Annotated in this window: 25 protein-coding genes and 1 pseudogene; 15 read left to right on the top strand and 11 right to left on the bottom strand. The window is 71.8% G+C overall.

Annotation, left to right across the window (positions count from 1 at the left end; translation table 11 throughout):
- Positions 1-221 (bottom strand): annotated as a pseudogene (locus BHU15_RS40830) (hypothetical protein); the annotation flags it as partial.
- Positions 222-429: 208 nt separating this feature from the next.
- On the opposite strand from BHU15_RS40830, the gene BHU15_RS08210 reads away from it, so the two are divergent.
- The 3 genes from BHU15_RS08210 to BHU15_RS08200 all read left to right on the top strand — a co-directional run bounded on the left by BHU15_RS08210 (position 430) and on the right by BHU15_RS08200 (position 4,672).
- Positions 430-1,374, top strand: coding sequence for an SCO0930 family lipoprotein (locus BHU15_RS08210; RefSeq protein WP_069626560.1), 945 nt, complete (start codon positions 430-432; stop codon positions 1,372-1,374).
- 206 nt (positions 1,375-1,580) lie between these two features.
- The gene (locus BHU15_RS08205) at positions 1,581-2,393 is read left to right on the top strand and encodes an SAM-dependent methyltransferase (RefSeq protein WP_069626559.1); all 813 of its coding nucleotides are present in this window, start codon (positions 1,581-1,583) and stop codon (positions 2,391-2,393) included.
- Positions 2,393-4,672, top strand: a complete 2,280-nt coding sequence (locus BHU15_RS08200) for a putative bifunctional diguanylate cyclase/phosphodiesterase (protein ID WP_171908337.1) — start codon at positions 2,393-2,395, stop codon at positions 4,670-4,672. Before BHU15_RS08205 ends, BHU15_RS08200 begins: the two co-directional genes overlap by 1 nt.
- Before the next feature lie 50 nt (positions 4,673-4,722).
- On the opposite strand, the gene BHU15_RS08195 is transcribed toward BHU15_RS08200, so the two are convergent.
- On the bottom strand, positions 4,723-5,664 hold the full coding sequence (locus tag BHU15_RS08195; RefSeq protein WP_069626557.1) for a LysR family transcriptional regulator: 942 nt from the start codon (positions 5,662-5,664) through the stop codon (positions 4,723-4,725).
- Between the two features lie 94 nt (positions 5,665-5,758).
- Between BHU15_RS08195 and BHU15_RS08190 the strand changes: the two genes are divergently transcribed.
- From BHU15_RS08190 to BHU15_RS08180, 3 genes are read left to right on the top strand one after another with little or no spacing between them, the layout of a single operon-like run.
- Positions 5,759-6,511 (top strand): succinate dehydrogenase cytochrome b subunit, encoded by a 753-nt coding sequence (locus BHU15_RS08190; RefSeq protein ID WP_401921783.1) that lies wholly within the window; start codon positions 5,759-5,761, stop codon positions 6,509-6,511.
- Position 6,512: 1 nt separating this feature from the next.
- Positions 6,513-8,477 (top strand): fumarate reductase/succinate dehydrogenase flavoprotein subunit, encoded by a 1,965-nt coding sequence (locus tag BHU15_RS08185; RefSeq protein ID WP_069626556.1) that lies wholly within the window; start codon positions 6,513-6,515, stop codon positions 8,475-8,477.
- A complete protein-coding gene (locus BHU15_RS08180; RefSeq protein WP_023537035.1) occupies positions 8,474-9,220 on the top strand; it encodes a succinate dehydrogenase/fumarate reductase iron-sulfur subunit in 747 nt (248 codons plus the stop codon). Before BHU15_RS08185 ends, BHU15_RS08180 begins: the two co-directional genes overlap by 4 nt.
- A gap of 101 nt (positions 9,221-9,321) precedes the next feature.
- Here the strand turns inward: BHU15_RS08180 and BHU15_RS08175 are convergent, their stop codons facing one another.
- Entirely contained in the window at positions 9,322-10,374 is a 1,053-nt protein-coding gene (locus tag BHU15_RS08175) for an LLM class flavin-dependent oxidoreductase (protein WP_069626555.1), read from the bottom strand.
- Between the two features lie 130 nt (positions 10,375-10,504).
- On the opposite strand from BHU15_RS08175, the gene BHU15_RS08170 reads away from it, so the two are divergent.
- A complete protein-coding gene (locus BHU15_RS08170; RefSeq protein ID WP_069626575.1) occupies positions 10,505-10,972 on the top strand; it encodes a phosphatase domain-containing protein in 468 nt (155 codons plus the stop codon).
- 51 nt (positions 10,973-11,023) lie between these two features.
- Here BHU15_RS08170 and BHU15_RS08165 read toward each other — a convergent pair whose 3' ends face one another.
- Positions 11,024-11,248 (bottom strand): dodecin, encoded by a 225-nt coding sequence (locus BHU15_RS08165; RefSeq protein WP_023537032.1) that lies wholly within the window; start codon positions 11,246-11,248, stop codon positions 11,024-11,026.
- 229 nt (positions 11,249-11,477) lie between these two features.
- Between BHU15_RS08165 and BHU15_RS08160 the strand changes: the two genes are divergently transcribed.
- From BHU15_RS08160 to BHU15_RS08150, 3 genes are all read left to right on the top strand, one after another.
- Complete coding sequence (locus tag BHU15_RS08160) at positions 11,478-12,719, top strand: extracellular solute-binding protein (protein WP_069626554.1); 1,242 nt, start codon at positions 11,478-11,480, stop codon at positions 12,717-12,719.
- A gap of 253 nt (positions 12,720-12,972) precedes the next feature.
- Complete coding sequence (locus tag BHU15_RS08155) at positions 12,973-13,791, top strand: GNAT family N-acetyltransferase (protein ID WP_023537030.1); 819 nt, start codon at positions 12,973-12,975, stop codon at positions 13,789-13,791.
- Positions 13,788-14,687, top strand: coding sequence for a lysophospholipid acyltransferase family protein (locus tag BHU15_RS08150; RefSeq protein ID WP_069626553.1), 900 nt, complete (start codon positions 13,788-13,790; stop codon positions 14,685-14,687). The genes BHU15_RS08155 and BHU15_RS08150 overlap by 4 nt, the downstream gene beginning before the upstream one ends.
- Here the strand turns inward: BHU15_RS08150 and egtD are convergent.
- The 4 genes from egtD to egtA are packed head-to-tail and all read right to left on the bottom strand — an operon-like array spanning position 14,582 to position 18,955.
- On the bottom strand, positions 14,582-15,544 hold the full coding sequence (gene egtD / locus BHU15_RS08145) for an L-histidine N(alpha)-methyltransferase (protein WP_069626552.1): 963 nt from the start codon (positions 15,542-15,544) through the stop codon (positions 14,582-14,584). The two genes, BHU15_RS08150 and egtD, sit on opposite strands and share 106 nt — an antisense overlap.
- Complete coding sequence (gene egtC, locus BHU15_RS08140; protein ID WP_069626551.1) at positions 15,541-16,296, bottom strand: ergothioneine biosynthesis protein EgtC; 756 nt, start codon at positions 16,294-16,296, stop codon at positions 15,541-15,543. Before egtC ends, egtD begins: the two co-directional genes overlap by 4 nt.
- Complete coding sequence (gene egtB, locus BHU15_RS08135) at positions 16,296-17,684, bottom strand: ergothioneine biosynthesis protein EgtB (RefSeq protein WP_079127990.1); 1,389 nt, start codon at positions 17,682-17,684, stop codon at positions 16,296-16,298. Before egtB ends, egtC begins: the two co-directional genes overlap by 1 nt.
- Positions 17,681-18,955, bottom strand: a complete 1,275-nt coding sequence (egtA, locus tag BHU15_RS08130) for an ergothioneine biosynthesis glutamate--cysteine ligase EgtA (protein WP_069626573.1) — start codon at positions 18,953-18,955, stop codon at positions 17,681-17,683. The genes egtB and egtA overlap by 4 nt, the downstream gene beginning before the upstream one ends.
- Before the next feature lie 165 nt (positions 18,956-19,120).
- Between egtA and BHU15_RS08125 the strand changes: the two genes are divergently transcribed.
- Positions 19,121-20,020 (top strand): TIGR02452 family protein, encoded by a 900-nt coding sequence (locus tag BHU15_RS08125; RefSeq protein ID WP_069626572.1) that lies wholly within the window; start codon positions 19,121-19,123, stop codon positions 20,018-20,020.
- Here the strand turns inward: BHU15_RS08125 and BHU15_RS08120 are convergent.
- Positions 20,005-20,484 (bottom strand): type II toxin-antitoxin system PemK/MazF family toxin, encoded by a 480-nt coding sequence (locus BHU15_RS08120; RefSeq protein WP_069626550.1) that lies wholly within the window; start codon positions 20,482-20,484, stop codon positions 20,005-20,007. The genes BHU15_RS08125 and BHU15_RS08120 overlap by 16 nt on opposite strands.
- Positions 20,485-20,667: 183 nt before the next feature.
- Positions 20,668-21,375, bottom strand: coding sequence for an alpha/beta fold hydrolase (locus BHU15_RS08115; RefSeq protein ID WP_069626549.1), 708 nt, complete (start codon positions 21,373-21,375; stop codon positions 20,668-20,670).
- Between the two features lie 130 nt (positions 21,376-21,505).
- On the opposite strand from BHU15_RS08115, the gene BHU15_RS08110 reads away from it, so the two are divergent.
- The 3 genes from BHU15_RS08110 to BHU15_RS08100 all read left to right on the top strand — a co-directional run bounded on the left by BHU15_RS08110 (position 21,506) and on the right by BHU15_RS08100 (position 24,235).
- The gene (locus BHU15_RS08110) at positions 21,506-22,558 is read left to right on the top strand and encodes a LacI family DNA-binding transcriptional regulator (protein WP_069626548.1); all 1,053 of its coding nucleotides are present in this window, start codon (positions 21,506-21,508) and stop codon (positions 22,556-22,558) included.
- A 58-nt stretch (positions 22,559-22,616) separates the two neighbouring features.
- Positions 22,617-22,937: a hypothetical protein gene (locus tag BHU15_RS08105; RefSeq protein ID WP_069626547.1), complete on the top strand. Its 321-nt coding sequence runs from the start codon at positions 22,617-22,619 to the stop codon at positions 22,935-22,937.
- A gap of 95 nt (positions 22,938-23,032) precedes the next feature.
- Positions 23,033-24,235, top strand: a complete 1,203-nt coding sequence (locus tag BHU15_RS08100; protein ID WP_069626571.1) for a thiolase family protein — start codon at positions 23,033-23,035, stop codon at positions 24,233-24,235.
- A 10-nt stretch (positions 24,236-24,245) separates the two neighbouring features.
- Here the strand turns inward: BHU15_RS08100 and trxA are convergent, their stop codons facing one another.
- A complete protein-coding gene (gene trxA, locus BHU15_RS08095; protein WP_280634986.1) occupies positions 24,246-24,680 on the bottom strand; it encodes a thioredoxin in 435 nt (144 codons plus the stop codon).
- An 84-nt stretch (positions 24,681-24,764) separates the two neighbouring features.
- On the opposite strand from trxA, the gene BHU15_RS08090 reads away from it, so the two are divergent.
- The gene (locus tag BHU15_RS08090; RefSeq protein WP_069626545.1) at positions 24,765-26,195 is read left to right on the top strand and encodes a dihydrolipoyl dehydrogenase family protein; all 1,431 of its coding nucleotides are present in this window, start codon (positions 24,765-24,767) and stop codon (positions 26,193-26,195) included.
- Positions 26,196-26,254 lie beyond the last annotated feature (59 nt).

The following is a 26,254-nucleotide window of genomic DNA, read 5'->3' as shown; positions in this document are numbered from 1 at the left end:
GGAGAGGGCGGCGGAGGCTCCGGCGGGGGTTCGGACGGCGGAGGCGGTGACGGCGGCGGCTCGGGCCAGCAGGGCCCGTCCCCGATGATCACGACCGCGCCCGTACCGCCCGGCCCTGTCCACGCCGAGACACAGACATCGGCGGCGGCCGGCACGGGCGTGCTGAGTATGCAGACGAGGCCGGTGACGGCCAGGGTCCGCAGGGCAAGTGATCGGTACACGGCGGCAGCTTGAATCAACTCGGCCTGCGCCGCGCCGAAATGGCGCCGGATTCCCCTGATCGGGGGGAATCGGGGCATTCCACGTTTCTTTTTCTCTTCGAAGATTCTTTGAAGAGCGTTGAACGCTCCTCACCCCGCCGCGCGTACTTAGGGCCATGAACGGCGCGGCCCTGGCGCCTCAACTGGCTTACGAAATACGGGAGTTGACATGAACACCTGGCGGAACGCCTCGCTCGCGGTGACCGCGGTGGCCGTACTGGCCCTGACGACGGCGTGCGGTCAGGACAAGGGCGAGAGCCCCAACGGTCAGGCGGTCGGCGCCGCCGCACCCGCCGACGGCGGCTACGGATCCGACACCGGCTACGGCGACGAGTCGGCGGCCGAACCCAAGACGGCCGGTCAACTGGCCGTGTGGGACAGCAAGAAGCTCGGAAAGGTCATCACGGACAGCGAGGGCTTCACGCTCTACCGCTTCGACAACGACACCGCCGAACCCCCCAAGTCGACCTGTTCCGGCGAGTGCGAGAAGGCGTGGCCGATCGTCGCCGCCGGTGACGTCAAGGCCGCCGCGGGCACCGACGCCTCGAAGATCGGCGAGGTCACCCGCGACGACGGCGCCAAGCAACTGACCCTCGGCGGCTGGCCGATGTACCGCTACGCCAAGGACACCAACCCCGGAGACGCCAACGGGCAGGGTGTGGGCGGCACTTGGTTCGCCTCCGCACCCGACGGGAAAAAGGCGGCACTCGGGGCGGCGGGGGCCGAAGAGGCCGGCGGCACCGAGGCCGATCTCGCCGGACTGTCCGTGCGAAAGGATCCCAAGCTCGGTGAAATCGTGGTGGACTCCAAGGGTATGACGGTATATCGGTTCAAGAAGGACACCGCCTGGCCGATGAAGACCGCGTGCACCGGAGCCTGCCTGGAGAAGTGGCCGGTAGTCGCCCCCGTCGACAAGAACGACACCGAGGGCATCATCAAGAAGGGCTTCGTGACGTTCGACCGGCCGGACGGAATCAAGCAGCAGACCATCGACTGCTGGCCGATCTACACCTTCGCGGGCGATGCCAAGCCCGGTGACACCAATGGTCAGGGCGTCGGCGGTACCTGGTACGCCGTCGCTCCCGACTCCAAGCTGGTCGGAGCGCCCAAGTAGTCCCCACGTCGCGCCTCCGGCCGACCGGTCCGCCGTCACGCCCCGTGCGTGACGGCGGACCGCTTGTGTGGCAGGTCCGGGTGTGACCGAGAACGGACCGCTAATTTCCGTTTCAGCTCGCTCTCTTGGCGGGCGATCAGTAGCCTCGGCTCGAACACCGGCCATGCAGAAGGCCGTTACCCCGTGGCGACTTGTTGGAGAACTCGATGGAGCGTCCCGCCTGGGTCCCGCAGGGCATCGACATATCGGTGCCGAGCGTTTCCCGCATTTACGACTACTATCTGGGCGGTTCGCACAACTTCGAAGTGGACAGGGAAGCGGCCCGTAAGGCAATGGAGTTCACGCCGGGACTTCCCAAGATCATGCAGGCGAACCGGGCGTTCATGCGCCGCGCGGTCCGCTTCGCCATTGCCGAGGGCGTGACACAGTTCCTCGACATCGGCTCCGGCATTCCGACGTTCGGCAACGTCCACGAGGTCGCCCACGCCGCCGATCCGGACGCCAAGGTCGTGTACGTCGACCACGACCCGGTCGCCGTCGCGCACAGCCGGGCGGTGCTCGAAGGCAACGAGAACGCCACCGTCGTCGCCGCCGACCTCCGGAGTCCCCGGCAGATCCTCGACAGCCCCGAGGTCCGGGACACGATCGACCTGGACCTGCCCGTATGCCTGCTGCTGGTCTCCGTCCTGCACTTCGTCGAGGACGCCGACAAACCCTTCGCCGCCGTGGCCGAGTTGACCGACGCCCTCGCCCCGGGCAGTCTCGTCGCCGTGTGCCACGCCGCGTACGCGGGCATCCCGCTGCCCCAGGAACGGGTCGCAGGGACGGTCGGCGTCTACAAAGACATCCGCAACCCGCTCGTCATGCGGACCGAGGAGGAGATCGCCGGGTTCTTCGACGGCTCCGACCTCGTCGAGCCCGGACTCGTGCCCATGGGCAGGTGGCGGCCCGAGTGCCCGGCCGGTGAGGAGGACCCGTACGCCTTGTCGGGCTTCGCCGGCGTGGGGCGCAAGGCGTGATGGTGCCCGCGGAGGTCCCGGACGCCGAGGCGGAGCCCGACGGTCTGGAGGACCGGCTCAGGCGGTTCGTGACGATCTGGAGCCGCGCGATCTTCCCCGCGACGGCCACGTCGCTGACCCGGCCGGAGTTCGAGCAGCATCTGCTGCCCCTGGCACGTTCGTTGAGGGACGCGCTGCACGACAGGATCTTCGACGCGACGCCCGCGCACGGCGTCGGGGCGGCGCTGGTGGGCGCGCACTGCACGGACCCGGACGCGCTCGCCCGCTCGCTCGGGGTCGTCGACGCGTATCTGGTGCTGTACTGCGGCGAAGCGGCCGATCCGGCCGGTGAGCTGGCCGCCGACGAGCTGCGGGCGCGCTGCGCCCGGCTCCAGGCCACGTTCGCCGCCGGATTCGCCCAGGCGCTGCGCGAACGCACCCTCGCCGAGCAGGAGGCCATCGCGCGCTCGGCGCTCGCGGCCCGCGGCGCCGCCGAGGACGCGCTGCACGCCACGGAGGCCCGGTTCCGCGCGGTGTTCGAGGGCGCGGCGATCGGTATCGGCATCGCCGACCTCGACGGCCGGGTGCTGGAGGTCAACGACACCCTCACGCGGATGTTCGGCGGCCTGGAGCACCATGTCCGCAGCAGGAACGTCAGCGAGTGGGTGCATCCCGACGACGCGCCGCAGGTGTGGCGGATGTACAAGGAGTTGATACGGGGCGAGCGGGACAACTTCCGTACGGAGAAGCCGTTCTTCCGCAACGACGGCACGGTCCTGTGGACCAATCTGACGGTCTCGCTGCTGCGCGACGTCGACGGGGTGCCGCAGTACCAACTGGCGCTGCTCGAGGACACCACCGAGCGGCGGCTGCTCACCCTGCGACTGCGCTACGAGGCGACCCACGACGCCCTCACCGGACTGCCCAACCGGACGCTGTTCTTCGAACGTCTGGAGAAGGCGCTCGCCCCCGCCAGGGAGACGCCGAAGGACGCCGCCAAGGACGGCGCGAGGGACGAGGCGAACAGCGGTACGAAGGAAGTAGGGCCCGCGCCCGCGTCCGCGCCCCGGCCCGCCGCCCGCTTCGGCCTCTGCTATCTCGATCTCGACGGCTTCAAGGCGATCAACGACAGCCTCGGCCACTCCGCGGGCGACCGGATGCTGGTCGAGGTCGCGGACCGGCTCCAGAGCTGCGCCACGGCCCCCGGCGAGATGGTCGCCCGGCTCGGCGGCGACGAGTTCGTGGCGCTGACCACCGGACCCGACACCCAGCGCGAGGTCGGCGAGCTGGCGGCCCGCATACTGGGCGCGCTGGCCACCCCCATCAGCCTGGACGGCCGCGAGTTCACCGTCCGGGGCAGCATCGGCATCGTGGAGGGCAAGGCGGGCGAGTCCACCGCCGCCGAGGTCCTGCGCAGCGCCGACATCACGATGTACCGGGCCAAGTCGGCGGGCGGCAACCGGTTCGAGCACGCCGACGCCGAGGCCGACGCCCGCGCCATCACCCGGCACGGGCTCACCACGTCACTGCCGACGGCCCTGGAGCGCGGCGAGTTCTTCATCGAGTACCAGCCGCTGGTGCATCTCGCCGACGGCACGGTGCACGGTGCCGAGGCGCTGGTGCGCTGGAGCCACCCGACGCACGGCGTGCTCGGCCCCGACCGGTTCATCCCGCTCGCCGAGCACACCGGGCTGATCGTGCCGCTCGGGCGCTGGGTGCTGGAACAGTCCGTACTCCAGGCGCGGGCCTGGCAGGAGGAGCTGGCGGCCGGCACCTTCGCGGGCCCGGTGCGGATCAACGTCAACCTCTCGCCCGCCCAGCTGCACCACCCCGGCCTCGTCGCAGACACGGTGGAGGTGCTGGAGCGGATCGGCCTCCCGCCGGGCTCGCTCTGTCTGGAGGTCACCGAGTCCGCGCTGATCGGCGCGGACGAGGATCTGCTCAAGCCGCTGCGGCAGCTCGCCGAGATGGGCGTCGACATCGCGCTCGACGACTTCGGCACCGGCTACTCGAATCTCGCGAATCTGCGCAGGCTGCCGGTCAGCGTGCTCAAGCTGGACCGTTCCTTCACCCAGGGCATGCAACAGCACCCGGCCGACCCCGTCGATCTCAAGATCGTCGAGGGGATCGTCTCCCTGGCGCACGGCCTGGAACTGGGCGTGACGGTGGAGGGCGTGGAGACCGGGGCGCAGGCGGAGCACCTGCGAAGACTGGGCTGCGACACGGCCCAGGGCTGGTACTACGCGCGTCCGGGGCCGCCGGAGATGCTGCACACCCTGTCCATGGCCGACGCGGTCTGACGCCGTCGCGGGCGGGCGCCCGGTGGAGCACACCGGCGGCGCCCGCTCAGCTACGCGCGTATCCCGACCCCCCCGGCCGTACGCCCGCCGCCCGCGCGGTCCGTACGGCTCGGCGCGCGCGTGCTGAACAGCACCCGCTGGAGTTCGCGCGCGGCGCGCGGGGGCGCGACGTCGCTGCGGTGGGCGAGCGCGATCGTACGGCGCAGCCCCGGCGGCGCCAGCGGTGTCACCCGCAGATCGCGCCCCGCCTGCTCCGCGACCATGCTGGGCACCACCGCCACCCCGAGACCGGCCCGTACGAACCCCAGTACGGCGTCCATCTCGCCGCCCTCGACGGTGAACACCGGCTCGAACCCCTCGGCCCGGCAGGCGGCGACGGTCAGCTCCCGCAGGTCGTAGCCGTGCCGGAACATGACCAGCTGCTCGTGCCGGAGGTCGGAGATCCGCACCGGCCGGCGCGGCCCCGGCGCCGCCGCCGACGAGACCACCACCAGGTCCTCGTGCAGCAGCTCGACCGTCGTCAGGGCAGGGGACGGCGTCGGCAGCGGGAGCACGACGAGGGCGAAGTCCAGGGCGCCGCGGGCCAGTTCGCGTACGAGATCGTGTGACCCGCTCTCCTCGATCAGCAGCTCGATGCCCGGGTGCTGGTCGTGGAAGGCCCGCAGGACCTCGGGCAGCAGACCGGTGCACAGGCTCGGCGGCGCCCCCAGCCGCACCCGGCCGCGCCGCAGCTGGACCAGCTCCTGCACCTCGTGGCGCGCGGTCTCCGCGTCCGCGAGGATCCGCCGGGCCGTCGGCAGCAGGGCCTCGCCCGCGTCGGTGAGCGCGACATTGCCCCGCGCCCGGCCGAACAGCTCGGCGCCCAGCTCCTTCTCCAGGGCCCGGATCTGCTGCGAGAGCGAGGGCTGCGAGACATGGACCCGCTCGGCGGCCCGGGTGAAGTGCAGGGTCTCCGCGACGGCGACGAAATAGACGAGCTGCTGGAACTGCATGGGCCCAGCGTAACCCCACGATAGGAACAGCCTATGGACATGAGCCGAACCATGTCTTGGACCTCTCGGTATGCCCGCCTCTAGCGTGCGTGTCATGGCTCTGGCAACACGTACGGACAAGCGGGCGGACCGGAAAGCGGGCGTGCCGGGCGGCGGGCGCCCCGGCAGACGGCCCTCGATGCTCGGCACCCTCTGGGGATCCACGGTCGGCAAGAAGGCCGTCATGGCCGTCAGCGGCCTGATCCTGCTCGGCTATCTCGTCGCGCATCTGCTGGGCAACCTCAAGATCTTCTTCGGCCCCGGCGAGTTCAACGAGTACGGCCACTGGCTGCGCACCATGGGCGCGCCCGTCCTGCACCAGGAATGGGCCCTGTGGATCGTGCGCGTGGTGCTCCTCGCCGCCGTCGTCCTGCACGGCGTCTGCGCCTACCAGCTCAGCCGCCGCGACATCGCCGCCCGCCCCACCGCTTACGTGCACAAGCGCCGCCGCGCCAGCTACGCCACCCGCACCATGCGCTGGGGCGGCATCATCCTGGTGCTGTTCATCGTCTGGCACCTGCTCGACCTCACGACGCTCACCGTCAACGAGAACGCCGAGCCCGGCAAGCCGTACGAGAACGTCGTCGCGACCTTCTCGACCTGGTACGGCAACGTCATCTACATCACCGCGATGCTCGCCGTCGGACTGCACGTCCGGCACGGCTTCTGGAGCGCCGCACAGACCCTCGGCATGGGCAGCGCCACCCGTGACCGGGTACTGAAGATCATGGCCAACGGCCTCGCGCTCGTGCTGACCGTCGGCTTCATCTCCCTGCCCGTAGGCGTCATGACCGGACTGGTGAGCTGACATGGACGACCAACTCCCGCCCACGTACACCGACTACACGACCGGCGAACCCCTCGCCGACACCAAGGCCCCGGCCGGGCCCGTCGCCGAACGCTGGGACACCCGCCGCTTCGAGGCCAAGCTGGTCAACCCGGCCAACCGCCGCAAGCACACCGTCATCGTCGTCGGCACCGGACTCGCGGGCGGCGCCGCCGGCGCCACGCTCGCCGAACAGGGCTACCACGTCGTCCAGTTCTGCTACCAGGACTCCCCGCGCCGCGCCCACTCCATCGCCGCCCAGGGCGGCATCAACGCCGCGAAGAACTACCGCAACGACGGCGACTCGGTCCACCGGCTCTTCTACGACACCGTCAAGGGCGGCGACTTCAGGGCCCGCGAGTCCAACGTCCACCGCCTCGCCCAGATCTCCGTCGAGATCATCGACCAGTGCGTCGCCCAGGGCGTGCCCTTCGCCCGCGAGTACGGCGGCCTCCTCGACACCCGCTCGTTCGGCGGCGTCCAGGTCTCCCGCACCTTCTACGCGCGCGGCCAGACCGGTCAGCAACTCCTGCTCGGCGCCTACCAGGCGCTGTCCCGGCAGATCGCGGCGGGCACCGTCGAGATGCACCCGCGCACCGAGATGCTCGATCTCATCGTCGTCGACGGCCGCGCCCGCGGCATCGTCGCCCGCGACCTGATCTCCGGCAAGGTGTCCACGTACTTCGCCGACGCCGTCGTCCTGGCGTCCGGCGGCTACGGCAACGTCTTCTACCTGTCGACCAACGCCAAGAACAGCAACGCCACCGCCGTCTGGCGCGCCCACCGGCGCGGCGCGCACTTCGCCAACCCCTGCTTCACCCAGATCCACCCCACCTGCATCCCGCGCTCCGGCGACCACCAGTCCAAGCTCACCCTCATGAGCGAGTCGCTGCGCAACGACGGCCGCATCTGGGTCCCCAAGGCGCACGGCGACACCCGCCCGCCCGCCGAGATCCCCGAGGACGAGCGCGACTACTACCTGGAGCGGATCTACCCCTCCTTCGGCAACCTCGTCCCCCGCGACATCGCCTCGCGCGCCGCGAAGAACGTCTGCGACGAGGGCCGCGGCGTCGGCCCCGGCGGGCAGGGTGTCTACCTCGACTTCGCCGACGCGATCCGCCGCCTCGGCCGCCAGGCCGTCGAGGAGAAGTACGGCAACCTCTTCGAGATGTACGAGCGCATCACCGCCGAGGACCCGTACCAGGTACCGATGCGCATCTACCCGGCGATCCACTACACGATGGGCGGACTCTGGGTCGACTACGACCTCCAGACCACCGTGCCCGGCCTGTTCGCGATCGGCGAGGCCAACTTCTCCGACCACGGCGCCAACCGGCTCGGGGCGTCCGCCCTGATGCAGGGCCTCGCCGACGGCTACTTCGTGCTGCCGTCCACCATCAACGACTACCTCGCCCGCAACCCGCACCAGGACACCGTCGACAACAGCCACCCGGCGGTCGCCGAGGCCGTCGCCGACACCGAGGACCGGCTGCGGCTGCTGCTCGCCGTCGACGGCGACCGCACCCCCGACTCCTTCCACCGGGAGATCGGCGAACTGCTCTGGGAGCACTGCGGGATGGCCCGCAACGAGGTCGGACTGCGCAAGGCGCTGAGCCGGATCCCGGAGATCCGTGAGGAGTTCTGGCGCCGGATCAAGGTGCCCGGCACCGGCGAGGAGCTGAACCAGTCGCTGGAGAAGGCCAACCGCATCGTCGACTACCTGGAACTCGCCGAGCTGATGTGCCTCGACGCGCTGCACCGCGCCGAGTCCTGCGGCGGCCACTTCCGTGAGGAGTCCCAGACCGAGGGCGGCGAGGCCGAACGGCACGACGACGCCTTCAGCTACGCGGCGGCCTGGGAGTTCACGGGCACCGGCGCCGCGCCCGTCCTGCACAAGGAAGACCTCGTCTTCGAGTACGTCCACCCCACCCAGCGGAGCTACGCATGAGGCTCACCCTGCGCGTCTGGCGGCAGAGCGCCGCCGACGCCACCGGCGCCATGGTCACGTACGACATCGACGGCATCTCCGAGGACATGTCGTTCCTGGAGATGCTCGACTCGCTCAACGAGCAGCTGATCCTCGACGGCGACGACCCGGTCGCCTTCGACCACGACTGCCGCGAAGGCATCTGCGGCGCCTGCGGAGTCGTCATCAACGGCGACGCCCACGGCCCCGAACGCACCACCACCTGCCAGCTCCATATGCGGCACTTCGCCGACGGCGACACGATCGACGTCGAGCCGTGGCGGGCCGGCGCGTTCCCCGTGGTCAAGGACCTGGTCGTGGACCGGTCGGCGTTCGACCGGATCATCGGCTCCGGCGGCTACATCAGCGCCCCCACCGGCTCCGCCCCCGAGGCGCACGCCACGCCCGTACCCAAGGCGGACGCCGAGTTCGCGTTCGAGCACGCCGAGTGCATCGGCTGCGGCGCGTGCGTCGCGGCCTGCCCCAACGGCTCGGCGATGCTCTTCACCTCGGCCAAGGTCAACCACCTCAACGTGCTGCCGCAGGGCGCACCTGAGCGTGAGACCCGGGTCCTGGACATGGTCGCCACGATGGACGACGAGGGCTTCGGCGGCTGCACCCTGACCGGCGAGTGCGCGACGGCCTGCCCGAAGGGCATCCCGCTGCCGTCGATCACGGCGATGAACAAGGAGTGGCTGCGGGCGACACGCAAGGTCGCGCGCTAGGGCGTGTCCGCGAAGTAGCGTCGTCCGCCCGTAGGGCGGGGCTCACGGCGTCTGGTGCGTGCGNNTTTGCGGACACGCCCTAGGCCCTGTCGGTCCCGTACTCAACCCGCTGAATAAATCGGCGGGTTGGGCACAGGGACCCGGCCCAGTTCCGCGACCCTTGCCAGCCGGGTGAAGGATTCCAGGAGCGCGTCGCGGTCGTACGTACTGGTCGTGACCAGCACCTCGTCGGCGCCGGTCTCCCCGATCACCGCCTCCAGGGCGGCGGCGACCTGCTCCTCGGTGCCCTGGACATGGCCGCGCAGGCCCGACTCGTAGTACTCGCGTTCCTTCGCCGTCATCGGCAGCGTCTCGATCCGCCCGGCGGGCGCGAGTGGCGGGAAGACGCCGTGCGTACGGGAGTGGGCCATCGACCACGCCTCGGGCACCAGCAGCCGGCGTGCCTCCTCCTCGCTCCCGGCCACCGCGACCGTCCCCGCGATGATCACCTGCGGGCGCTGTGACCAGGCGGACGGGCGGAAGCCCGCGCGGTAGCGCTCCACGGCCCGCAGCATGCGGTCCCGGCCGCGCAGGTCGCCGACGACCATGGGCAGACCGGCCGCCGCCGCGATGTCGGCGCCCTCGCCCATGGCCAGGACGAACGGCTCCGGCCGCAGCCCCTCGGCGGGCAGGGCGTGGACCTGCGGGTAGAGGGCCTGGTCGCCGGTGAACCAGCCGAGCAGTTCATCGACATCAGCGGCGAAGTCCGCGAGATCCATGGCCTGCTTGTCCTTGCCGAGCGCCCGGCGTATCCCGTCCGTGAAGCCCACGGAGCGCCCGAGACCCATGTCGATCCGGCCGGGGAACAGCGACTCCAGCACCCCGAACTGCTCGGCCACGACGAGCGGCCGGTGGTTGGGCAGCATCACCCCGCCCGTACCGACGCGGATCGTGGACGTCGCCGCGGCCACGGCAGCCGCCAGCACCGTCGGCGCCGACCCCGCGACCCCGGGCACGCTGTGGTGCTCCGAGACCCAGAACCGGTGGTAGCCGAGCGACTCCAGCTGCCGCGCGAGGCGCACGGTGTCGCGCAGCGCCTCCGGAGCGTCCTGGCCCTCGCGCGTGCGGGAGCGGTCGAGTACGGAGAATCGGGTGTTCGCGATCGTGGACGTCACCTCTGGTTCAACAGCGACGCGGCGCGAGGATTCCCCGGCCCTTCTCTAGGCTGGCCGTGTGACGGACAACAGGCGTGCCACCGCCGGCACCAGACACAACAGCGGACACGAAAGCGGACGCGGCAGACCGCTGGCCGTTTTCGACCTGGATGGGACGCTCGCCGAGACCGCGCACCGTCAGCACTTCCTGGAGCGCAGGCCGAGGGACTGGGCGGGCTTCTTCGACGCGGCGGGCGACGACACGCCGCTGGCCGAGGGGGTCGCGCTGGTGCTCGAGAGCGCCAAGGAGTGCGAGATCGTCTATCTGACCGGTCGTCCCGAGCGGTGCCGCAAGGACACCGTGGCCTGGCTGGCGGCCAACGGCCTCCCGGACGGCCGGATGTTCATGCGCCGTAACGACGACAGACGGCCCGCCCGTACGACCAAGGTGGAGCGGCTGCGCACCCTGGCGTCCGGCCGGGAGATCCGCATGCTCGTGGACGACGACGAGCTGGTGTGCGACGCGGTCGAGCGCGCGGGATTCCGCGTCGTACGCGCCCGCTGGGCGAGCACGTCGCAGGCGCTGAAGGACGGGCAGGAGCGCGAGGGGCGCACCTGAGCGAGTGCTGCAGGGGCAGGCAGGGGCAGGCAGGGACGGTGCGGGCCGGGGTCAGCCCGCCTGGTCGCCGTCCTCCAGCCGGAAGCCGACCTTCAGCCCGACCTGGTAGTGCTCGATCCGGCCGTCGACGATATGTCCGCGGACCTGCGTCACCTCGAACCAGTCCAGCCCGCGCAGGGTCTGCGACGCCCGGTCGATCCCGTTCCGGATGGCCTCGTCGACGCCCGCCTCTGAGGTGCCGTAGATCTCGGTGACCCGGTAGGTGTGGTGGCTCATGGGAGTGGTTCTCCTCTTCGCGCGCGGTCGCGGTGTCACTCCACCGTGCCCCACCACGCGGCGCCGCGCGCGGCAGGAGAAGGGCGCGAGGGGGTTGCCTGAGGATGTACGGGGCTTGACCGGTTCGTTGGTCCATACCAAAATCGCGCCAATACCCGTGCGAGCGCTCCGTGCTGCTTCCCCCACGTCGGGTTCACTCTTTCGTGCCGCACGCCAGAAGGTGACCTACGTGAAAAACCGCTTCCTTGTCGGCTCCGCCGTGTTCGCGTCCTCCCTCGCACTGGTGGGATGCGGAATGCTCCCAGGCGCGGACGACAAGGTCATCACCCTCTGGCTCATGAAGGGCAGCGTCTCCGACGCGTACCTGGAGCGCTTCACCAAGGCGTACGAGGAGGAGAACCCCTCGGTCCGGCTGGAGGTCGAGATCCAGGAGTGGACCGGGATCGGCAAGAAGGTCATGGCCGCGCTGGAGGCCGACGACGCGCCGGACATCATCGAGGTCGGCAACACCCAGGTCGCGCAGTACGCGGAGAGCGACGGTCTGCGCGACCTCACCCTGGAATCCGTAAGGGACCTGGGAAGCGAGGACTGGCTGCCCGGTCTCGCCGAGCCCGGCAGCATCAACGGCTCGCAGTTCGGCATTCCCTGGTACGCCGCCAACCGCGTCGTCATCTACAACAAGGACCTCTTCGCGGAGGCCGGCATCGACGAACTGCCCAAGACCCGCGCCGAGTGGCTGGACATCACCGCCCAGCTCGACCAGGGATCCCAGCAGGGCATCTATCTGGCCGGCCAGGACTGGTACACCCTCTCCGGTTTCATCTGGGACGAGGGCGGCGAGCTGGCGGTCGAGTCGGGCGGCGAGTGGGAGGGCCGCCTCGACACCCCCGAGGCGATCAGGGGCATGAAGTTCTACAAGGAGTTGCAGGCTCTCGGCGACGGGCCCAAGGACTCCGACGAGGTGAAGCCGGAGCAGGAGGGCGAGTTCGCCCGGGGCGACATCGCGCAGATCATCGACACCCCCAACTCCGCCGTCCAGATCGAGGAGAAGAACCCCGACCTCAAGGGCAAACTCGGCTTCTTCCCCGTCCCCGGCAAGACCGCGGGGGCGCCCGGCGCCGTCTTCACCGGCGGCTCCGACCTCATCGTCCCCAAGAACTCCTCCCACCGGTCGGCGGCGGTCGAGGTGGTCAAGGCGCTGGCCGGTGAGAAGTGGCAGACGGAGCTGGCCAAGACGATGAGTTACGTGCCGAACAAGACGACGCTCGCGGACGTCATCGAGGGCCAGGAAGCCACGGCGGCGATGGCGGCGGGCGCCGCGCAGGGGCGGGCGACACCCAACTCGCCGAAGTGGGCCAACGTCGAGCTGGACAACCCGATCAAGCCATATATGACGGCGGTCCTCCAGGGCGAGGACCCGAAGACCGCGGCCGAGGCCGCCGTCGCGAAGATCACGGCTGCGCTGAGGTAGGTTCAGGCCGAGGCCCCGGGCCGGGCTTCCGGGGCCGCAGGTTCCGGCCGGGACCGGGCACCGCGTCCTCTCGCGGGCGGCCCCTTTGCCAACGCGTTACCCGTTGGTTCCGGCCATTCAGCCGTCTCACATCCCCGCTCTCCCGGGCTGTCATGTCGAATCCAGCCGGTCACGGAAGAAACAAGGTGCCGGGTCGCCGCGCCAGCGGCGTCCCACCACCGCTCGGTTCTTTCGTCCGGCACTGGAGACCGCTATGTCCGCCTCGCCCGCCGTCATCCCCGCCACCCTCCCCCTCTCACTCCCCGCGCAGCTTCCCGCCCCCGCCGCCGCTCCCGACCCCGAGCAGCGCTACCTCGTCTCCCTCGCCCGCGACGAGGAGGACGTACGCGCCGCCCAGCGCCTGCGCCACATGGTCTTCGCCGGCGAGATGGGCGCCCTCGTCGACGGGCCCGAGCCCGGCCTCGACGGCGACGCCTTCGACGCCTACTGCGACCACCTGCTGGTACGCGAGGCCGAGACCGGCGAGGTCGTGGGGACGTACCGGCTGCTGCCGCCCGACCGCGCCCGCGCCGCCGGACGGCTCTACTCCGAGAGTGAGTTCGACCTCCAGCGGCTCGACCACATACGCGACGACCTCGTGGAGGTCGGCCGCTCCTGCGTCCACCCCCTGCACCGCAACGGCGCCGTCATCGCCCTGATCTGGGCCGGGCTCGCCCGCTACATGACCCGCACCGGGCACAACTGGATGGCGGGCTGCTGCTCCCTCCCGCTGAACGACGGCGGCGCCCTCGCGTCGGCCACCTGGAACACCGTCAAGGACCGCAACCTCGCGCCGGAGGAGTACTGGGTCACCCCGCACCGCCTCTGGACCCCGGACAGCGACACCGCGCCCGCCGCGCGCACCGAACTCCCCGCCCTGCTCCGCGGCTATCTGCGGCTCGGCGCCTGGGTCTGCGGCGCGCCCGCGCACGACCCCGAGTTCGGGGTCGCCGACCTGTACGTCCTGCTGTCGCTGCGCCGCACCAACCCGCGCTACCTGCGGCACTTCCTCTCGCTCGCCCCTGCGCGATGAGCGCCTGGCTGCCCACGGCGCCCTGCACCCCGCAGCTCTGCGCCCCCCGCTCCGACGGTCTGCGCCGGGGCCCGTTCGCGGCGTCAGCGCGGCTGCTGGCCGGTGTCGCCGCCGTCGTCCTCGGGATCCTGCTCATCCCACTGGTCGCCCTCCTCGACGCCGGTCTGCGCGACCGGCTGACCCAGGGCTGGACGCGTACGGTGATCCGCCTGTTCGGGCTGCGCATCCGGGTCGAGGGGGCCGGGCCCGAGCTGTCGTCCGGGGCGCCCGGCGGGGTGCTCGTCGTCGCCAACCACATCTCCTGGCTGGACATCCCGCTCATCGCGACGCTGTACCCGGGCCGACTGCTGGCCAAGAGCGACATCCGGCGCTGGCCCGTCCTGGGCATGGTCGCGGAGCTCGGCGGCACCCTCTTCGTGGAACGCGAACGGCTCCGCGCGCTGCCGGGCACCGTACGCGACATCCAGGGCGCCCTGCGCGCCGGATCCCGCGTGATCGTCTTCCCCGAAGGCAGTACCTGGTGCGGCCGGGACCAGGGGCGGTTCACCAACGCCGTGTTCCAGGCCGCGCTGGACGCGGGCGCGGACGTGCGTCCCGTACGGATCGGCTACCGCCCGCTGGGTCCCGCCGCCTTCGTCGGGGACGACCCGCTCGCCGTCTCGCTGTGGCGGACCGTCATGGCCGGCGGGCTCACGGCCGAGATCGAGGTGCTGCCCCTGATCCCCGCCGGGAGCCACCCGGACCGTCGCTCACTGGCCCGCGCGGCCCAGGGCGCCGTCGCCGGCGCGACTCACACCGCCGTCGCCAGCGACAGCGCGAACCGCCCGGCCTCGTCCGTCCACCAGTGCGCCAACTCCATCCCGGCCCCGGCCAGTTCGGAGCGGACAGTGGTCTGAGTGAACTTCGCGGACACCTCCGTACGCATCTCCTCACCCGCCTCGAAGGTGACCACCAGATCCAGCTCCGGGATCTTCACGGTGAGGTCCCTGCGCGCCCTGAGCCGCATCTCGATCCACCGCCGGCCGCTGTCCCAGAGCGCCACATGGTCGAAGTCCGCCGGGTCGAAGTCGGCGCCCAGCTCACGGTCCACGACGGCCAGCACGTTCTTGTTGAAGGCCGCCGTCACGCCGGACGCGTCGTCGTACGCCCGTACCAGTACGGACTCGTCCTTCACCAGGTCCGTCCCCAGGAGCAGCGCGTCGCCGGGCACGAGCATCGCGCGCACCGACGCGAGGAAGTCGGCGCGCTCGTCGGGCAGCAGATTGCCGATCGTGCCGCCGAGGAACGCGACCAGCCTCGGCCCCGGCGTGTCCGGCAGCGTCAGCTCCTTCGTGAAGTCGGCGATGAGCGCGTGCACATGGAGGTCCGGCCGCTCGGCGAGGAGCGTGTCGGCGGCCCCGGTGAGCGCGCTCCCGCTCACGTCGACCGGTACGTAACTGTGCAGCAGCGGCAGTGCGTCGAGCAGGTGCCGGGTCTTCTCCGAGGATCCCGAGCCCAGTTCGACCAGCGTGCGGGCCCCCGTCGCCGCCGCGATCTCGGGCGCGCGGTCGAGCAGGATCTCCCGCTCGGCGCGCGTCGGGTAGTACTCGTCGAGCGCGGTGATCTCCTCGAAGAGTTCACTGCCCCTGGCGTCGTAGAACCACTTCGGCGGCAGCGACTTGGGGCTCTGGGTCAGCCCGTGCAGCACATCGGCGCGCAGCGCGGCGTCGGTGGCGTCCTCGGGCAGGGTGCGGGTCAGTTCGTACGGGCTCACGCGGATGGCTCCTTGAGGGGGGTGAGCAGGACGTCGGCGCGGGTCGCCGTCAGCAGGGTGTGGTCGGGGACCTCGTGCCAGCGCGGATCGTCGTCGTACGGCTCCGAGGCGACGACGGCCGCCCGGCCGGGCTCGGCGAGATACCAGAGCGTGTCGCCCCAGGCGGTCGCCGTGACGCTCTCGCCGTCCGTGAGCAGCAGGTTCAGCCGGGCCTCGGGCGCGGCCTCGGCCACTTCCAGGACCGTGTCGGTCAGCGCCTGGCCCAGGCCGTCGCCGTCCCGCAGCCGGTGGAGCACCAGCGCCCACACGAACGCCGAGTCGGTCCTGGCGTCCAGCGCCAGCAGCTCGGCGGGGGAGAGCGCGGTGGTCAGCGGCGCCAGGCTCGACGGCCAGCCGCGCACGGCGCCGTTGTGGCTGAACAGCCAGGGCCCGGAGGCGAACGGCGCCGCCGCGGCCTCACCGTCCGACCCCGACTCGGTGGCGTCGCGCACCGCCGCGAGCACCGCGCCGCTCCTGACCACCCTGGCCAGGTCGACGACGCTCTGATCGCCCCAGATGGGCCCCGGACGGCGGTAGCGCGCGGGCAGCGGATCGCCGTCCGCGTACCAACCGACCCCGAAACCGTCGGCGTTGACCGTCCCGTGCTGCTGCCTGCGCGGCTCCCAGGACTGCCGGTACAGCGCGTACTCGGGGCTGATCAGCACCTCGCGCAGCGCCACCGGAGGTCCCACATAGGCGATATGACGGCACATCAGATGTCCCCGGCGGAGCGGGCGGTACGGAATCCCGCGAAGATCTGGCGGCGCACCGGCAGGTCCCAGTTACGGAAGGTGCCACGGCACGCCACCCGGTCCACGGCGAACGAGCCGCCGCGCAGCACCTTGTGCGCGCCGCCGAAGAACACCTCCGAGTACTCCCGGTAGGGGAAGGCGGCAAAGCCGGGATAGGGCAGGAAGTCGCTCGACGTCCACTCCCACACGTCACCGATCAACTGCCGTACGCCCAACGGCGAGGCGCCGAGCCGATAGCTGCCCGCAGGCGCCGGCCGCAGATGGAGCTGGCCGAGGTTGGCGTGCTCGGGGGTCGGGTCCTCGTCGCCCCACGGATAGCGCCGCGAGCGGCCGGTCGCCGGATCGTGCCGGGCCGCCTTCTCCCACTCCTCCTCGGTCGGCAGCCTGCGCCCGGCCCAGCGGGCGTACGCGTCCGCCTCGTACCAGCTGACGTGCAGAACCGGTTCGTCGGCGGGGACGGGCTCGACCACGCCGAAGCGGCGGCGCGTCCACTGCCCGGCCTCCCGCCGCCAGAACAGCGGTGCCCCGATGCCGTGTTCACGGATCTGGTCCCAGCCGGCCGGTGCCCACCAGCGTTCGTCGGTGTAGCCGCCGTCCTCCATGAAGCTCAGATAGTCGCCGTTGGTGACCGGCGCCGTGTCGAGGTGGAAGGCGGGCACGAGCCGGTGGTGCGCGGGCCGTTCGTTGTCCAGCGCCCACGGCTCGGCCGAGGTGCCCATCGTGAACTGCCCCGCCGGGACGAGGACTTCACTCGGCAGCCCGGCCGCGTCGGCGGGATCGGGACCCGGCGGCTCCGGCGCGGTGAGCGCGGCGGGGCCACGGCGCAGCTGATGGGTGATCAGCATTGTCTCGTCGTGCTGCTGTTCGTGCTGCGCGATCATCCCGAACGCGAATCCGGCGTCCAGCAGCGGGCCGCCTCGCAGCGGACTGCTGTCGAGGATGTCCAGGACCCGGCCCCGGACGTCGGAGGCGTACGCCCGCGCCTCGGTGGGGGCGAGCAGCGGGAGCGTGGGACGCAGCGCCCGGGGATGCTCGAAGGCGTCGTACACGGAGTCGATCTCCGGCCTGACGGCCTCCCGGCCGCCGACGTTGCGGAGCAGCCACTGCTCCTCCTGATTGCCGATATGAGCCAGGTCCCAGACCAGCGGTGACATCAACGGCGAGTGTTGCGCGGTCAGTTCGGGCTCGTCCACGCAGGAGGTGAGCAGCGCGGTGCGGGCGCGCGCGGTGGTCAGCGCGGCCACGGCACGGCGCCGCAGAGCCTCGACGGATATCTCCTCCGCCGTCTCGTCCGTGCTCCCCGCGGCCCCTGCCGCGGTCCCTTCCGCCGTCCCGGCGTTCTCGCTCATGCGCGGAGTTCCTTCCCGCTCGCGGGGATGTCCATGTCGTCGGCGGGGCAGCGGCCCGGCACGACGTACCGCTCGTTGAAGGCCGCGACGGCCTCCCGTACGGCCTCGCTGGCGCCCGTACGGGGCAGGGCCTCCTGCGCGACGGCGAAGCACTCCACCGCCGCCGCATGCAGCTCGGGGTCGCCGAGCCCGTCACGGGCCGCCGTGATCCACAGCGGATTGCCCGGCGCGGGCCGGGCGCCCGCCGTCTCGGCGAGCGACTTGACCGTCCGGTACACCGTCTCGGCGGCCTCGGGGTCGTCGAACAGCGCGGTGGTGACGGCCAGCGGCACCATCCAGCCGTCCGGCCCCGACTGGGCGTCGATCATCCGCAGCTCCAGATGACCGCGCGGGCGCACCGGCGGGAACAGGGTGGTGATGTGGTAGTCGAGATCGGCGCGCACGGGCGGGCGCGGCAGCCCCGACCGGATCCACTCACGGAAGGTCAGCGCGTCGGGCACGTGCCAGGGACCGTCCGCCGTCCGGACGCACATCACCGGCGCGTCCAGCACGTACGCGGCCCACGCGGCACGCGGCTCCCGCCGCATGTCGGGCGCCTTGGTGCGCGCCGGATCGAGGTCCGTCCACAGCGCCTGCCGGGTGGAACGCCAGCCGGTGGGACGGCGCGCCTGGACGGGCGAATTGGCGAACGCGGCTACCAGCACCGCGCCCAGCAGATGGGCGAGCTGCCACCGTCTGCCGTACCCGAGCGGGCCCGGCTCCTCGTGCCCCGCGTCGAGGCACACCTGGACGGAGGCGGACGCGCGCATCATGGCGCGGCCCGAGGGGCCGATCCGGTCGAGGTAGGTCTCCATCGCGTCGTACCGCGGCTCCTGGAGGAGCCTGCCCGGTGAGTGCCACGGATCCTGGCCGAGGCCGGTGAGGGTGAGACCGGCGGTTCGCAGTTCGCGGCGTACGGCGGCGAGGTCCGCCGCGGTGGAGTCGACGCACTCCATCAGGGAGGCGGCGGGCGCCGAGCTGAGCTCCAGCTGGCCACCCGGTTCGAACGTCAGCGCCGATCGGAGGGGCAGGTCCCGAAGGTCGCTGTAGGCCTTGTCGAGACGCGCTGTCCGTACCGGCAGTTCGGGGTCGTACAGGTCGTGCACGAGCCATTCGAGTTCAACACCGACGATGCGGGGCGGCCCTGTCTTGAAACATATGCCGCGCAGCAGCGCCTCGGCGTCGCCCTCGTTGAGAGACGGGCTCTCAGCTGCGAATACGTCCGACGGCATGGTCGGGATCCTCCTGTCGAAGACCGTGACCTCGACCCCGTCCCGGGGTCCGGGGCGGGGCGCTTCGTCCAACCTAAGGCCACTTCCGCCGCTTCGCACAAGAGTGCCCCCTCGGGCAGGAAACATGGTTGCCCCGAGCGTGTTTCCTCGCGGAGGATGCGTGTCATGAGCGCACGGCTGCGGGGGATCGCGAAGCACACCGAGGAGATCGTCGAGGCGGGCGGATACGTCGCGGAGGACGGCCGGGAGGTGTCCCTCACGGCGCTGCTGGCCGCCGCGACCGAGGGCACCAGGCTGTACGGACCGGAGCCCGTACCCGTCACCCCGGACACCTCCCGTACGACATCGTTCGAGGTCACCGGCGAGAGCAGCATCGAGGCCGCCCGGAGGACGACCTCGGCCGCACCCGGCCCCGTGGCGGTCCTGAACTTCGCCTCGGCGCGTAACCCGGGCGGCGGCTACCTGAACGGCGCACAGGCCCAGGAGGAGGCCCTGTGCCGCGCCTCCGCCCTCTACGTCACCCTGCTGCGCGCGCCGGACTACTACGCGGCGCACCGGGCCGACCGCAGCCCGTTCTACAGCGACCGCGTGATCCACTCGCCCGGCGTACCGGTCTTCCGTGACGACCGGGGCCGGCTGCTCGGCGCCCCGTTCACCGTCGGTTTCCTCACCTCACCCGCACCGAACGCCGGGATCGTCGCGCGCGACCGGCCCGAGGAGACGCCGCGCATTCCGGCCGCCATCGCCGCCCGCGCGGAACGGGTCCTGGAGGTGGCGGTGGCGGGCGGCTACCGGCGTCTGGTGCTCGGGGCCTGGGGCTGCGGGGTCTTCCGCAATGACCCCGCGGCGGTGGCCGGCGCGTTCCGGGCGCTGCTCGTCCGGCCGGCGGAGGGGCCCGGCGGGCGGTTCGCGGGCCACTTCGACCAGGTCGTCTTCGCGGTGCTCGACCGGACGGCCGATTCGGCCACGCTGGCCGCTTTCCGCCGTACGTTCGCGGACGTGGCGGCAGAGGGGGCCGACGCCTCGCACGGCGGCGCGCGCGTGCCGGCTCAGCGCCAGCCGTAACGCTCCCGCAGCCGCCGTACGACCCGGTCGAACCGCCCCCGGTCGAGCGCGCACGCCTCGCGCCGCATCCCCGCGTCATGGATCCGCAGCACCCGGTCCAGATCCACCCACGACTCCCGCCCCTGCCGGTCCCACGGACCGACCCCGATCGGCACCCACTCGTGGTCGCGGTCGTGCCGCTTGCTGGAGAGCTGCACGGCCAGCAGGGTCCCGGCCGGCTCACGCGCCACCACGAGCACCGGCCGGTCCTTGCCGCGTCCGTCGTTCTCCTCGTACGGCACCCAGGTCCACACGATCTCGCCGGGATCGGGGTCGCCGTCCCGGTCGGGCGCGTACGAGGTACGCACGGGCCCCACGTCCCGCGGGTCGGCCTCGGCTGTCGCCGACGGACCGCTCCTGCCGGGGAGTTCGGGCCGGGAGCCGGGGGAGTGGTCGGGGGCGCCGGAGTCGGTGAAGGGCTTCATCCGACCGAAGGTAGGGCCCGGGGCCGTGTCGTCAAAGTCCGGCCCGGTCCACGACCGCTGGTGCGTGCGCCCGCCGCGTTGCCGGAGTCGGCCGAGTACGCCCGGTACGAGGCCGATGCGCCGCCTGGCGAGCGCACGCACCGACGTGCCATCAGCCGCCCCGCGGGCGGACGACACCCGCGCTCAGATCCACCCCTCCAACGCGGCCATGAACGCGTCGAAGTCGTCGCGGTGCGCGGTGTGCCCCCCGCCCGCGACCGCGCGGACCTCGAAGCCGCGCGACCGCAGCTCCGCCGCGTCGGCGGGCGAGATCATGGGGCTCGGATCGGCGGTGGTCACCAGCGAGGGCACCACCGGCCGGGCCGGCCGCAGGTCCGTGCCGAACGCCGGAGCGATGCCGTACGCCGTCGTCTCGTCCCACACGGCGAGACTCGCCAGCTCAAGGTCCACATCCACGTCGTCCCAGCGGGGATTGAGCGCCGATATCTGTTCACGCGAGAGGGTTTTGGCCGCCGCGAGCGCGGCGGGCCCCGCGCTCTCGGTTTCGCCGTCCGGCGGACCGGGGAGGTGCCACGCCGGATCGCAGTACACCGCGCGGCGCGGCGCCAGGCGCTCCACCGCGAGCGCGAGCGCCATCCCGCCCAGGGAGTGACCGATCGCCACCTCGGCCCCGGCGGGCAGTGTCTCCACGAGATCGTCGGCGAAGTCCTGTGGCGCGTACGGTCCCTGGCCGCTGGCACCGTGACCGCGTAGATCGACCGCGATCACGCGCAGTCCGCGCGCGGCCAGTCCTGGCCCCACCCGCCGCCAGGTCCGGTGGTCGGCCATGATGCCGTGGATCAGGAGCGCGACGCGGTCGCCCTCGCCCCAGGTGTGGGTGTGCAGTCGCAAGACAATCCCTTTCGTACGAAGGTGAGTTCCCCGAGTCTCCCGCGCGCCCGGCCGGGCGGGACGACAGGTCCGGACAGGACGGCGGGCCCGGGAACCCGGCGGCGGCCCGTCTGGAAAGATGCGGGGGGCGATGAGCCAGTTACCCGAACCACCCTCCCCGCCCCGTCCCGGACGCCCCGCCGAACGCCCCGTCCCCACCAGCGCCGATGTCGCCCGGCTGGCCGGAGTCTCGCGCGCCACCGTCAGTTACGTCCTCAACAACACCTCCGCCGTACGGATCAGCGAGCCCACCCGCCGCAAGGTCCGTGAGGCCGCCGAGGAGTTGGCGTACGTCCCCCACGCCGCCGCGCGCAGCCTGCGCGCGGGGCACACCAGGATTGTCCTGCTCCCCACCGCCCACGTCCCCGTCGGCCCCCTCTACGGCAGCTTCCTCAACGAACTCCAGTGGGACCTGCGGCGGTTGGACTACACCGTCGTCCAGTACGGCAGCCTCGGCCTCGACGGCGACGAGGCGGCGCGCGCCTGGGCCGAACTGCGCCCGGTCGCCGTCGTCGCCCCCGGCGAGATCGCCCTCACCCCCCAAGGGGTGGAGATACTCAAGCGCTCCGGCGCGAAAGCCGTCATCACACTCGGTCCGCGGGAGGTCGAGGGTGCGCACGCCCTCGTCCTCGATCAGCGCGAGATCGGCCGCCGGGCCGTGGACCACCTGCTGGAGCGGGGCCGCCGCCGGATCGGCGTCGTGATGCCCGAGGAACCGGGCCTTGGGCTGTTCTCGGAGCCCCGCCTCGCCGGCGCGCGGGCCGCAGCCGCGACGCACACCGGCGGAGCCCGCGTCGAACCGCTGCCGCTGTCGTACACCGAGGAGTCCGCCGCCGGACTCGCCGCCCGCTGGGACGGCCTCGGCCTGGACGCCGTCTACGCCTACAACGACGAATACGCCATGCTCCTCATGAGGGCGCTCCAGGACGCGGGCACCGACATCCCCGGCGGCACGGCGGTCATCGGCGCCGACGACCTGCTGCTCGGCAGGCTCCTGCGGCCCCGGCTCTCCACCGTGCGGATCGACCTCGTCACCGGCCGGCGGCTGGCGGCCCTGGTCGACCGGGTCGTACGCGATCCGGGCGGGGAGCCGGAGCGCCACGACGTGATGGGCGCGCGGGCCGTGGGCCGCGAGTCGACCTGACCCTCCTCCTCATGAGGACGACATGCGCGCGGTCCGCCCCTTGTCTAGCGTCACCAGCATGAGCACTCACTGGCACCCCTATCCGCGGCGCTTCGAGATCCTGCTGGTACCGGAACACATCGCCAATCACCCCGGCCCGCCGGACGCGGCCACCGCGCTGCGCTCCGCCGTGGTCGAAGTGACCGGAGAGATCGGCGAGTCCGGATACCCGCGCTACGCGGGCAGCGGCATGGTCGCGGACATCGACCCGGAGACCCGTACCGTCGAAGGTCTGCTGATCGACGGCTACGAGGTGGACTACGGCCTCTCGGCGCGCGTCGTCGACGCCCCCGAGACGCCGGACACCCCCGACACCCCGGACGCCCCGACGGCGGTGTGAGGGCAGGCCCCCGGTCCGGCGCGCGCCTCCCATGAAAGAGTGCGCGAGCGAACAGCTGGCCGAAGGGGAGATGGAGAGAGCCCATGAGCGATCCGATGACCATCCGCGACGTCTATGTCGTCGACGCCGTCCGCACACCGATCGGCAAGTTCGGCGGCGCGCTCTCCTCCGTACGACCGGACGACCTCGCCGCCCATGTGGTGCGGGCGCTCGTGGACCGTACGCCGGAACTCGACCCGGCCAGGATCGACGACGTGGTGCTCGGCGCGGCGAACGGCGCCGGCGAGGACAACCGGGACGTCGCCCGCATGGCCGCGCTCCTCGCCGGGCTGCCCGTCTCCGTACCCGGCGTCACCGTCAACCGGCTCTGCGGCTCGGGCCTCGAAGCGGTCATCCAGGCGGCGCGCGCCGTCGCACTCGGCGACGCGTCGATCGTCGTCGCGGGCGGCGTCGAGTCCATGTCCCGCGCCCCGTGGGTCCTCCAGAAGCCGGAGCGCGCCTTTCCCGCCGGCCACCAGCAGCTGCACTCCACCACCCTCGGCTGGCGCATGACCAACCCCCGCATGCCCGCCGAGTGGACCGTCCCGCTCGGCGAGGGCGCCGAGCTGATCGCCGACAAGCACACGATCACCCGCGAGGCGCAGGACGCGTTCGCGCTGGAGAGCCACCGCAAGGCGGCGCGGGCGTGGGGCGAGGGTCTGTACGACGCGGAGGTCGTCCCGTACGAGGGTGTGGAACTCTCGCGCGACGAATGCGTCCGCGACAACACGTCCCTTGAAGCACTCGGCAAGCTCCGGCCGAGCTTCCGTAAGGAGGGCGAGGGCAACGGGGCGGGGACGGTCACGGCGGGCAACGCCTCACCGCTGAACGACGGCGCCGCCGCACTGCTCCTTGTCGATGAGGCGGGCCTGCGGGCGACCGGGCGCGAGCCCCTCGCCCGGATCAGGACCTCCGCGGTCACCGGTATCGAGCCGCAGCTCTTCGGCCTCGGCCCGGTGGAGGCGGTGCGCAGGGCGCTGGCCAAGGCGGGCCGGGACTTCGCCGACCTCACCACCTTCGAGCTCAACGAGGCGTTCGCCGCCCAGGCGTTGGGCTGCCTCGCGGAATGGCCCGAGCTGGACCCGGCCCTGGTGAACCCGCGCGGCGGCGCGATCGCCATCGGCCACCCGTTGGGTGCCTCCGGCGCGCGCCTCGCGGGGTCCGTCGCCCATCAACTCGCGGCTGCGGGCTCGGGAACGGGTCTCGCCGCGCTGTGCATCGGCGTGGGCCAGGGTCTCGCCCTCGTACTGGAACGCTGAGGCGCGCGCCTCAGGCGCCCCCGCCCTCGGCCTTCGCCTCGGCCTCCGCCGCCGCGACCGACTTGCGGACCTCGTCCATGTCGAGCCCGCGTGCCTGCCCGATCACGTCCTCCAGGGCCGTCTCGGGCAGCGCGCCGGGCTGCGCGAAGACCGCGACGTTGTCCCGCACGATCATCAGTGTCGGGATGGAACGGATCTCGAACGCCGCTGCCAGCTCCTGCTGCGCCTCCGTGTCGACCTTGGCGAAGACGAGGTCGTCGTGGCGCTCGGACGCCTTCTCGTAGACCGGGGCGAACTGACGGCACGGACCGCACCAGGAAGCCCAGAAGTCGATCAGGATGAAGTCGTTCTCCGACACCGTCCGGTCGAAGTTCTCCTTGGTGAGTTCCACAGTGGCCATGACCTGATACCTCTTCCTGTTCTCTCCGGATGAAGCCGCCTCCAACAACGGTGCGTGCCACCGCCGTATTCCTCGCCCTTTCCCGAAGATCGTGTGGCCATGCGGCGGGCGCCGCACGAGACTGTCCTCATGACGGAAGCCATTGAGTACGACGTTGTGGTGCTGGGAGCGGGACCGGTCGGGGAGAACGTCGCCGAACGGGTCAGGGCCGCCGGACTGAGCGCCGCGGTCGTCGAGAGCGAACTGGTCGGCGGCGAGTGCTCCTACTGGGCGTGCATGCCCAGCAAGGCGCTTCTACGCCCGGTCATCGCCCGTGCGGAGGCACGCCGCGTGCCGGGCCTGAGCCGGTACGTCCAGGGCCCGCTCGACATGCCGGCCGTCTTCGCGCACCGCGACGAGTACACCTCGCACTGGAACGACGACGGCCAGGTCGCCTGGCTCGACGGGATCGGCGCCGTCCTGTACCGGGGCCAGGGCCGGCTGGACGGCAAGAAGCGGGTGACCGTCACCGACTCCGGGGGAGCCGTGCAGGTCCTCACCGCCCGCCACGCGGTCGCCGTCTGCACCGGCACCACCGCCATCGTCCCGGACCTGCCGGGCCTTGCGGACGCCAAGCCCTGGACGAGCCGCCAGGCCACCAGCTCCCCGAAGGTGCCGGACCGGCTGGTGGTCGTGGGCGGCGGTGTGGTCGGCGTCGAGATGGCCACGGCCTACTGCGGGTTCGGCTCGGCCGTCACCCTCCTTGTACGGGGCGACGGACTGCTGCCCCGTATGGAGCCCTTCGTGGGTGAACGGATCACCGATTCCCTGAAGGAAGCGGGCGCCTCCGTACGGATGGGCGTCTCCGTCGCCTCCGTCGAGCGCGACGGCGGCACCGGACCGGTCGCGGCGGTCCTCGACAACGGCGAGCGGATCGAGGCGGACGAGATCCTCTTCGCGACCGGCCGGGCGCCGCACACGCAGGACATCGGCCTGGACACCGTCGGACTGAAGGCCGGCTCCTGGCTGACGGTCGACGACAGCTGCCTGGTGACGGGCAGTGACTGGCTGTACGCGGTCGGCGACGTCAACCATCGCGCGCTCCTGACCCACCAGGGCAAGTACCAGGCCCGCATCGCGGGCGCGGCGATCGGTGCCCGAGCCCAACGCGTCCCCCTGCTGGAGACCGACCGCTGGGGCGCCCACACGGCGACGGCGGACCACGCGGCGGTCCCCCAGGTCGTCTTCACCGACCCGGAGGCCGCGTCGGTCGGCCTCACCCTGAAGGAGGCCGAGGCGGCGGGCCACCGGGTCCGCGCGGTCGACTACGCCATCGAGAACGTCGCGGGCGCGAGCCTGTACGCGGAGGGCTACCAGGGCCACGCCCGGATGATCGTGGACCTGGACAGTGAGATCCTGCGTGGAGTGACGTTCGTGGGCCCGGGCGTCGGCGAACTGCTCCACTCGGCAACGGTGGCGGTCGCGGGCGAGGTCCCGATCAACCGCCTCTGGCACGCGGTCCCGTCGTACCCGACGATCAGCGAGGTATGGCTACGGCTGCTGGAGACGTACCGGGGGTAGCGGGGCTCCGGTGCGTCCGGGGCCCGTGAACCCGGCAGGGTTCGTACGGCGGCCCTGGG

Source organism: Streptomyces niveus, assembly GCF_001723055.1.
Lineage (GTDB): Bacteria > Actinomycetota > Actinomycetes > Streptomycetales > Streptomycetaceae > Streptomyces > Streptomyces niveus.
The sequence above is the reverse complement of the archived record's forward strand: the minus strand, read 5'-3'. Positions and strand labels throughout refer to the sequence as shown.

Coding starts and splice junctions, on each gene's coding strand:
- BHU15_RS08150 (WP_069626553.1), top strand. CDS start 13,788: ATGAGCGCCTGGCTGCCCACGGCGCCCTGCACCCCGCAGCTCTGCGCC.
- BHU15_RS08205 (WP_069626559.1), top strand. CDS start 1,581: ATGGAGCGTCCCGCCTGGGTCCCGCAGGGCATCGACATATCGGTGCCG.
- BHU15_RS08110 (WP_069626548.1), top strand. CDS start 21,506: ATGAGCCAGTTACCCGAACCACCCTCCCCGCCCCGTCCCGGACGCCCC.
- BHU15_RS08125 (WP_069626572.1), top strand. CDS start 19,121: ATGAGCGCACGGCTGCGGGGGATCGCGAAGCACACCGAGGAGATCGTC.
- BHU15_RS08105 (WP_069626547.1), top strand. CDS start 22,617: ATGAGCACTCACTGGCACCCCTATCCGCGGCGCTTCGAGATCCTGCTG.
- BHU15_RS08200 (WP_171908337.1), top strand. CDS start 2,393: ATGGTGCCCGCGGAGGTCCCGGACGCCGAGGCGGAGCCCGACGGTCTG.
- BHU15_RS08100 (WP_069626571.1), top strand. CDS start 23,033: ATGACCATCCGCGACGTCTATGTCGTCGACGCCGTCCGCACACCGATC.
- BHU15_RS08190 (WP_401921783.1), top strand. CDS start 5,759: ATGGCTCTGGCAACACGTACGGACAAGCGGGCGGACCGGAAAGCGGGC.
- BHU15_RS08090 (WP_069626545.1), top strand. CDS start 24,765: ATGACGGAAGCCATTGAGTACGACGTTGTGGTGCTGGGAGCGGGACCG.
- BHU15_RS08195 (WP_069626557.1), bottom strand. CDS start 5,664: ATGCAGTTCCAGCAGCTCGTCTATTTCGTCGCCGTCGCGGAGACCCTG.
- BHU15_RS08155 (WP_023537030.1), top strand. CDS start 12,973: ATGTCCGCCTCGCCCGCCGTCATCCCCGCCACCCTCCCCCTCTCACTC.
- BHU15_RS08180 (WP_023537035.1), top strand. CDS start 8,474: ATGAGGCTCACCCTGCGCGTCTGGCGGCAGAGCGCCGCCGACGCCACC.
- egtB (WP_079127990.1), bottom strand. CDS start 17,684: ATGAGCGAGAACGCCGGGACGGCGGAAGGGACCGCGGCAGGGGCCGCG.
- egtC (WP_069626551.1), bottom strand. CDS start 16,296: ATGTGCCGTCATATCGCCTATGTGGGACCTCCGGTGGCGCTGCGCGAG.
- egtA (WP_069626573.1), bottom strand. CDS start 18,955: ATGCCGTCGGACGTATTCGCAGCTGAGAGCCCGTCTCTCAACGAGGGC.
- BHU15_RS08120 (WP_069626550.1), bottom strand. CDS start 20,484: ATGAAGCCCTTCACCGACTCCGGCGCCCCCGACCACTCCCCCGGCTCC.
- BHU15_RS08165 (WP_023537032.1), bottom strand. CDS start 11,248: ATGAGCCACCACACCTACCGGGTCACCGAGATCTACGGCACCTCAGAG.
- BHU15_RS08210 (WP_069626560.1), top strand. CDS start 430: ATGAACACCTGGCGGAACGCCTCGCTCGCGGTGACCGCGGTGGCCGTA.
- BHU15_RS08185 (WP_069626556.1), top strand. CDS start 6,513: ATGGACGACCAACTCCCGCCCACGTACACCGACTACACGACCGGCGAA.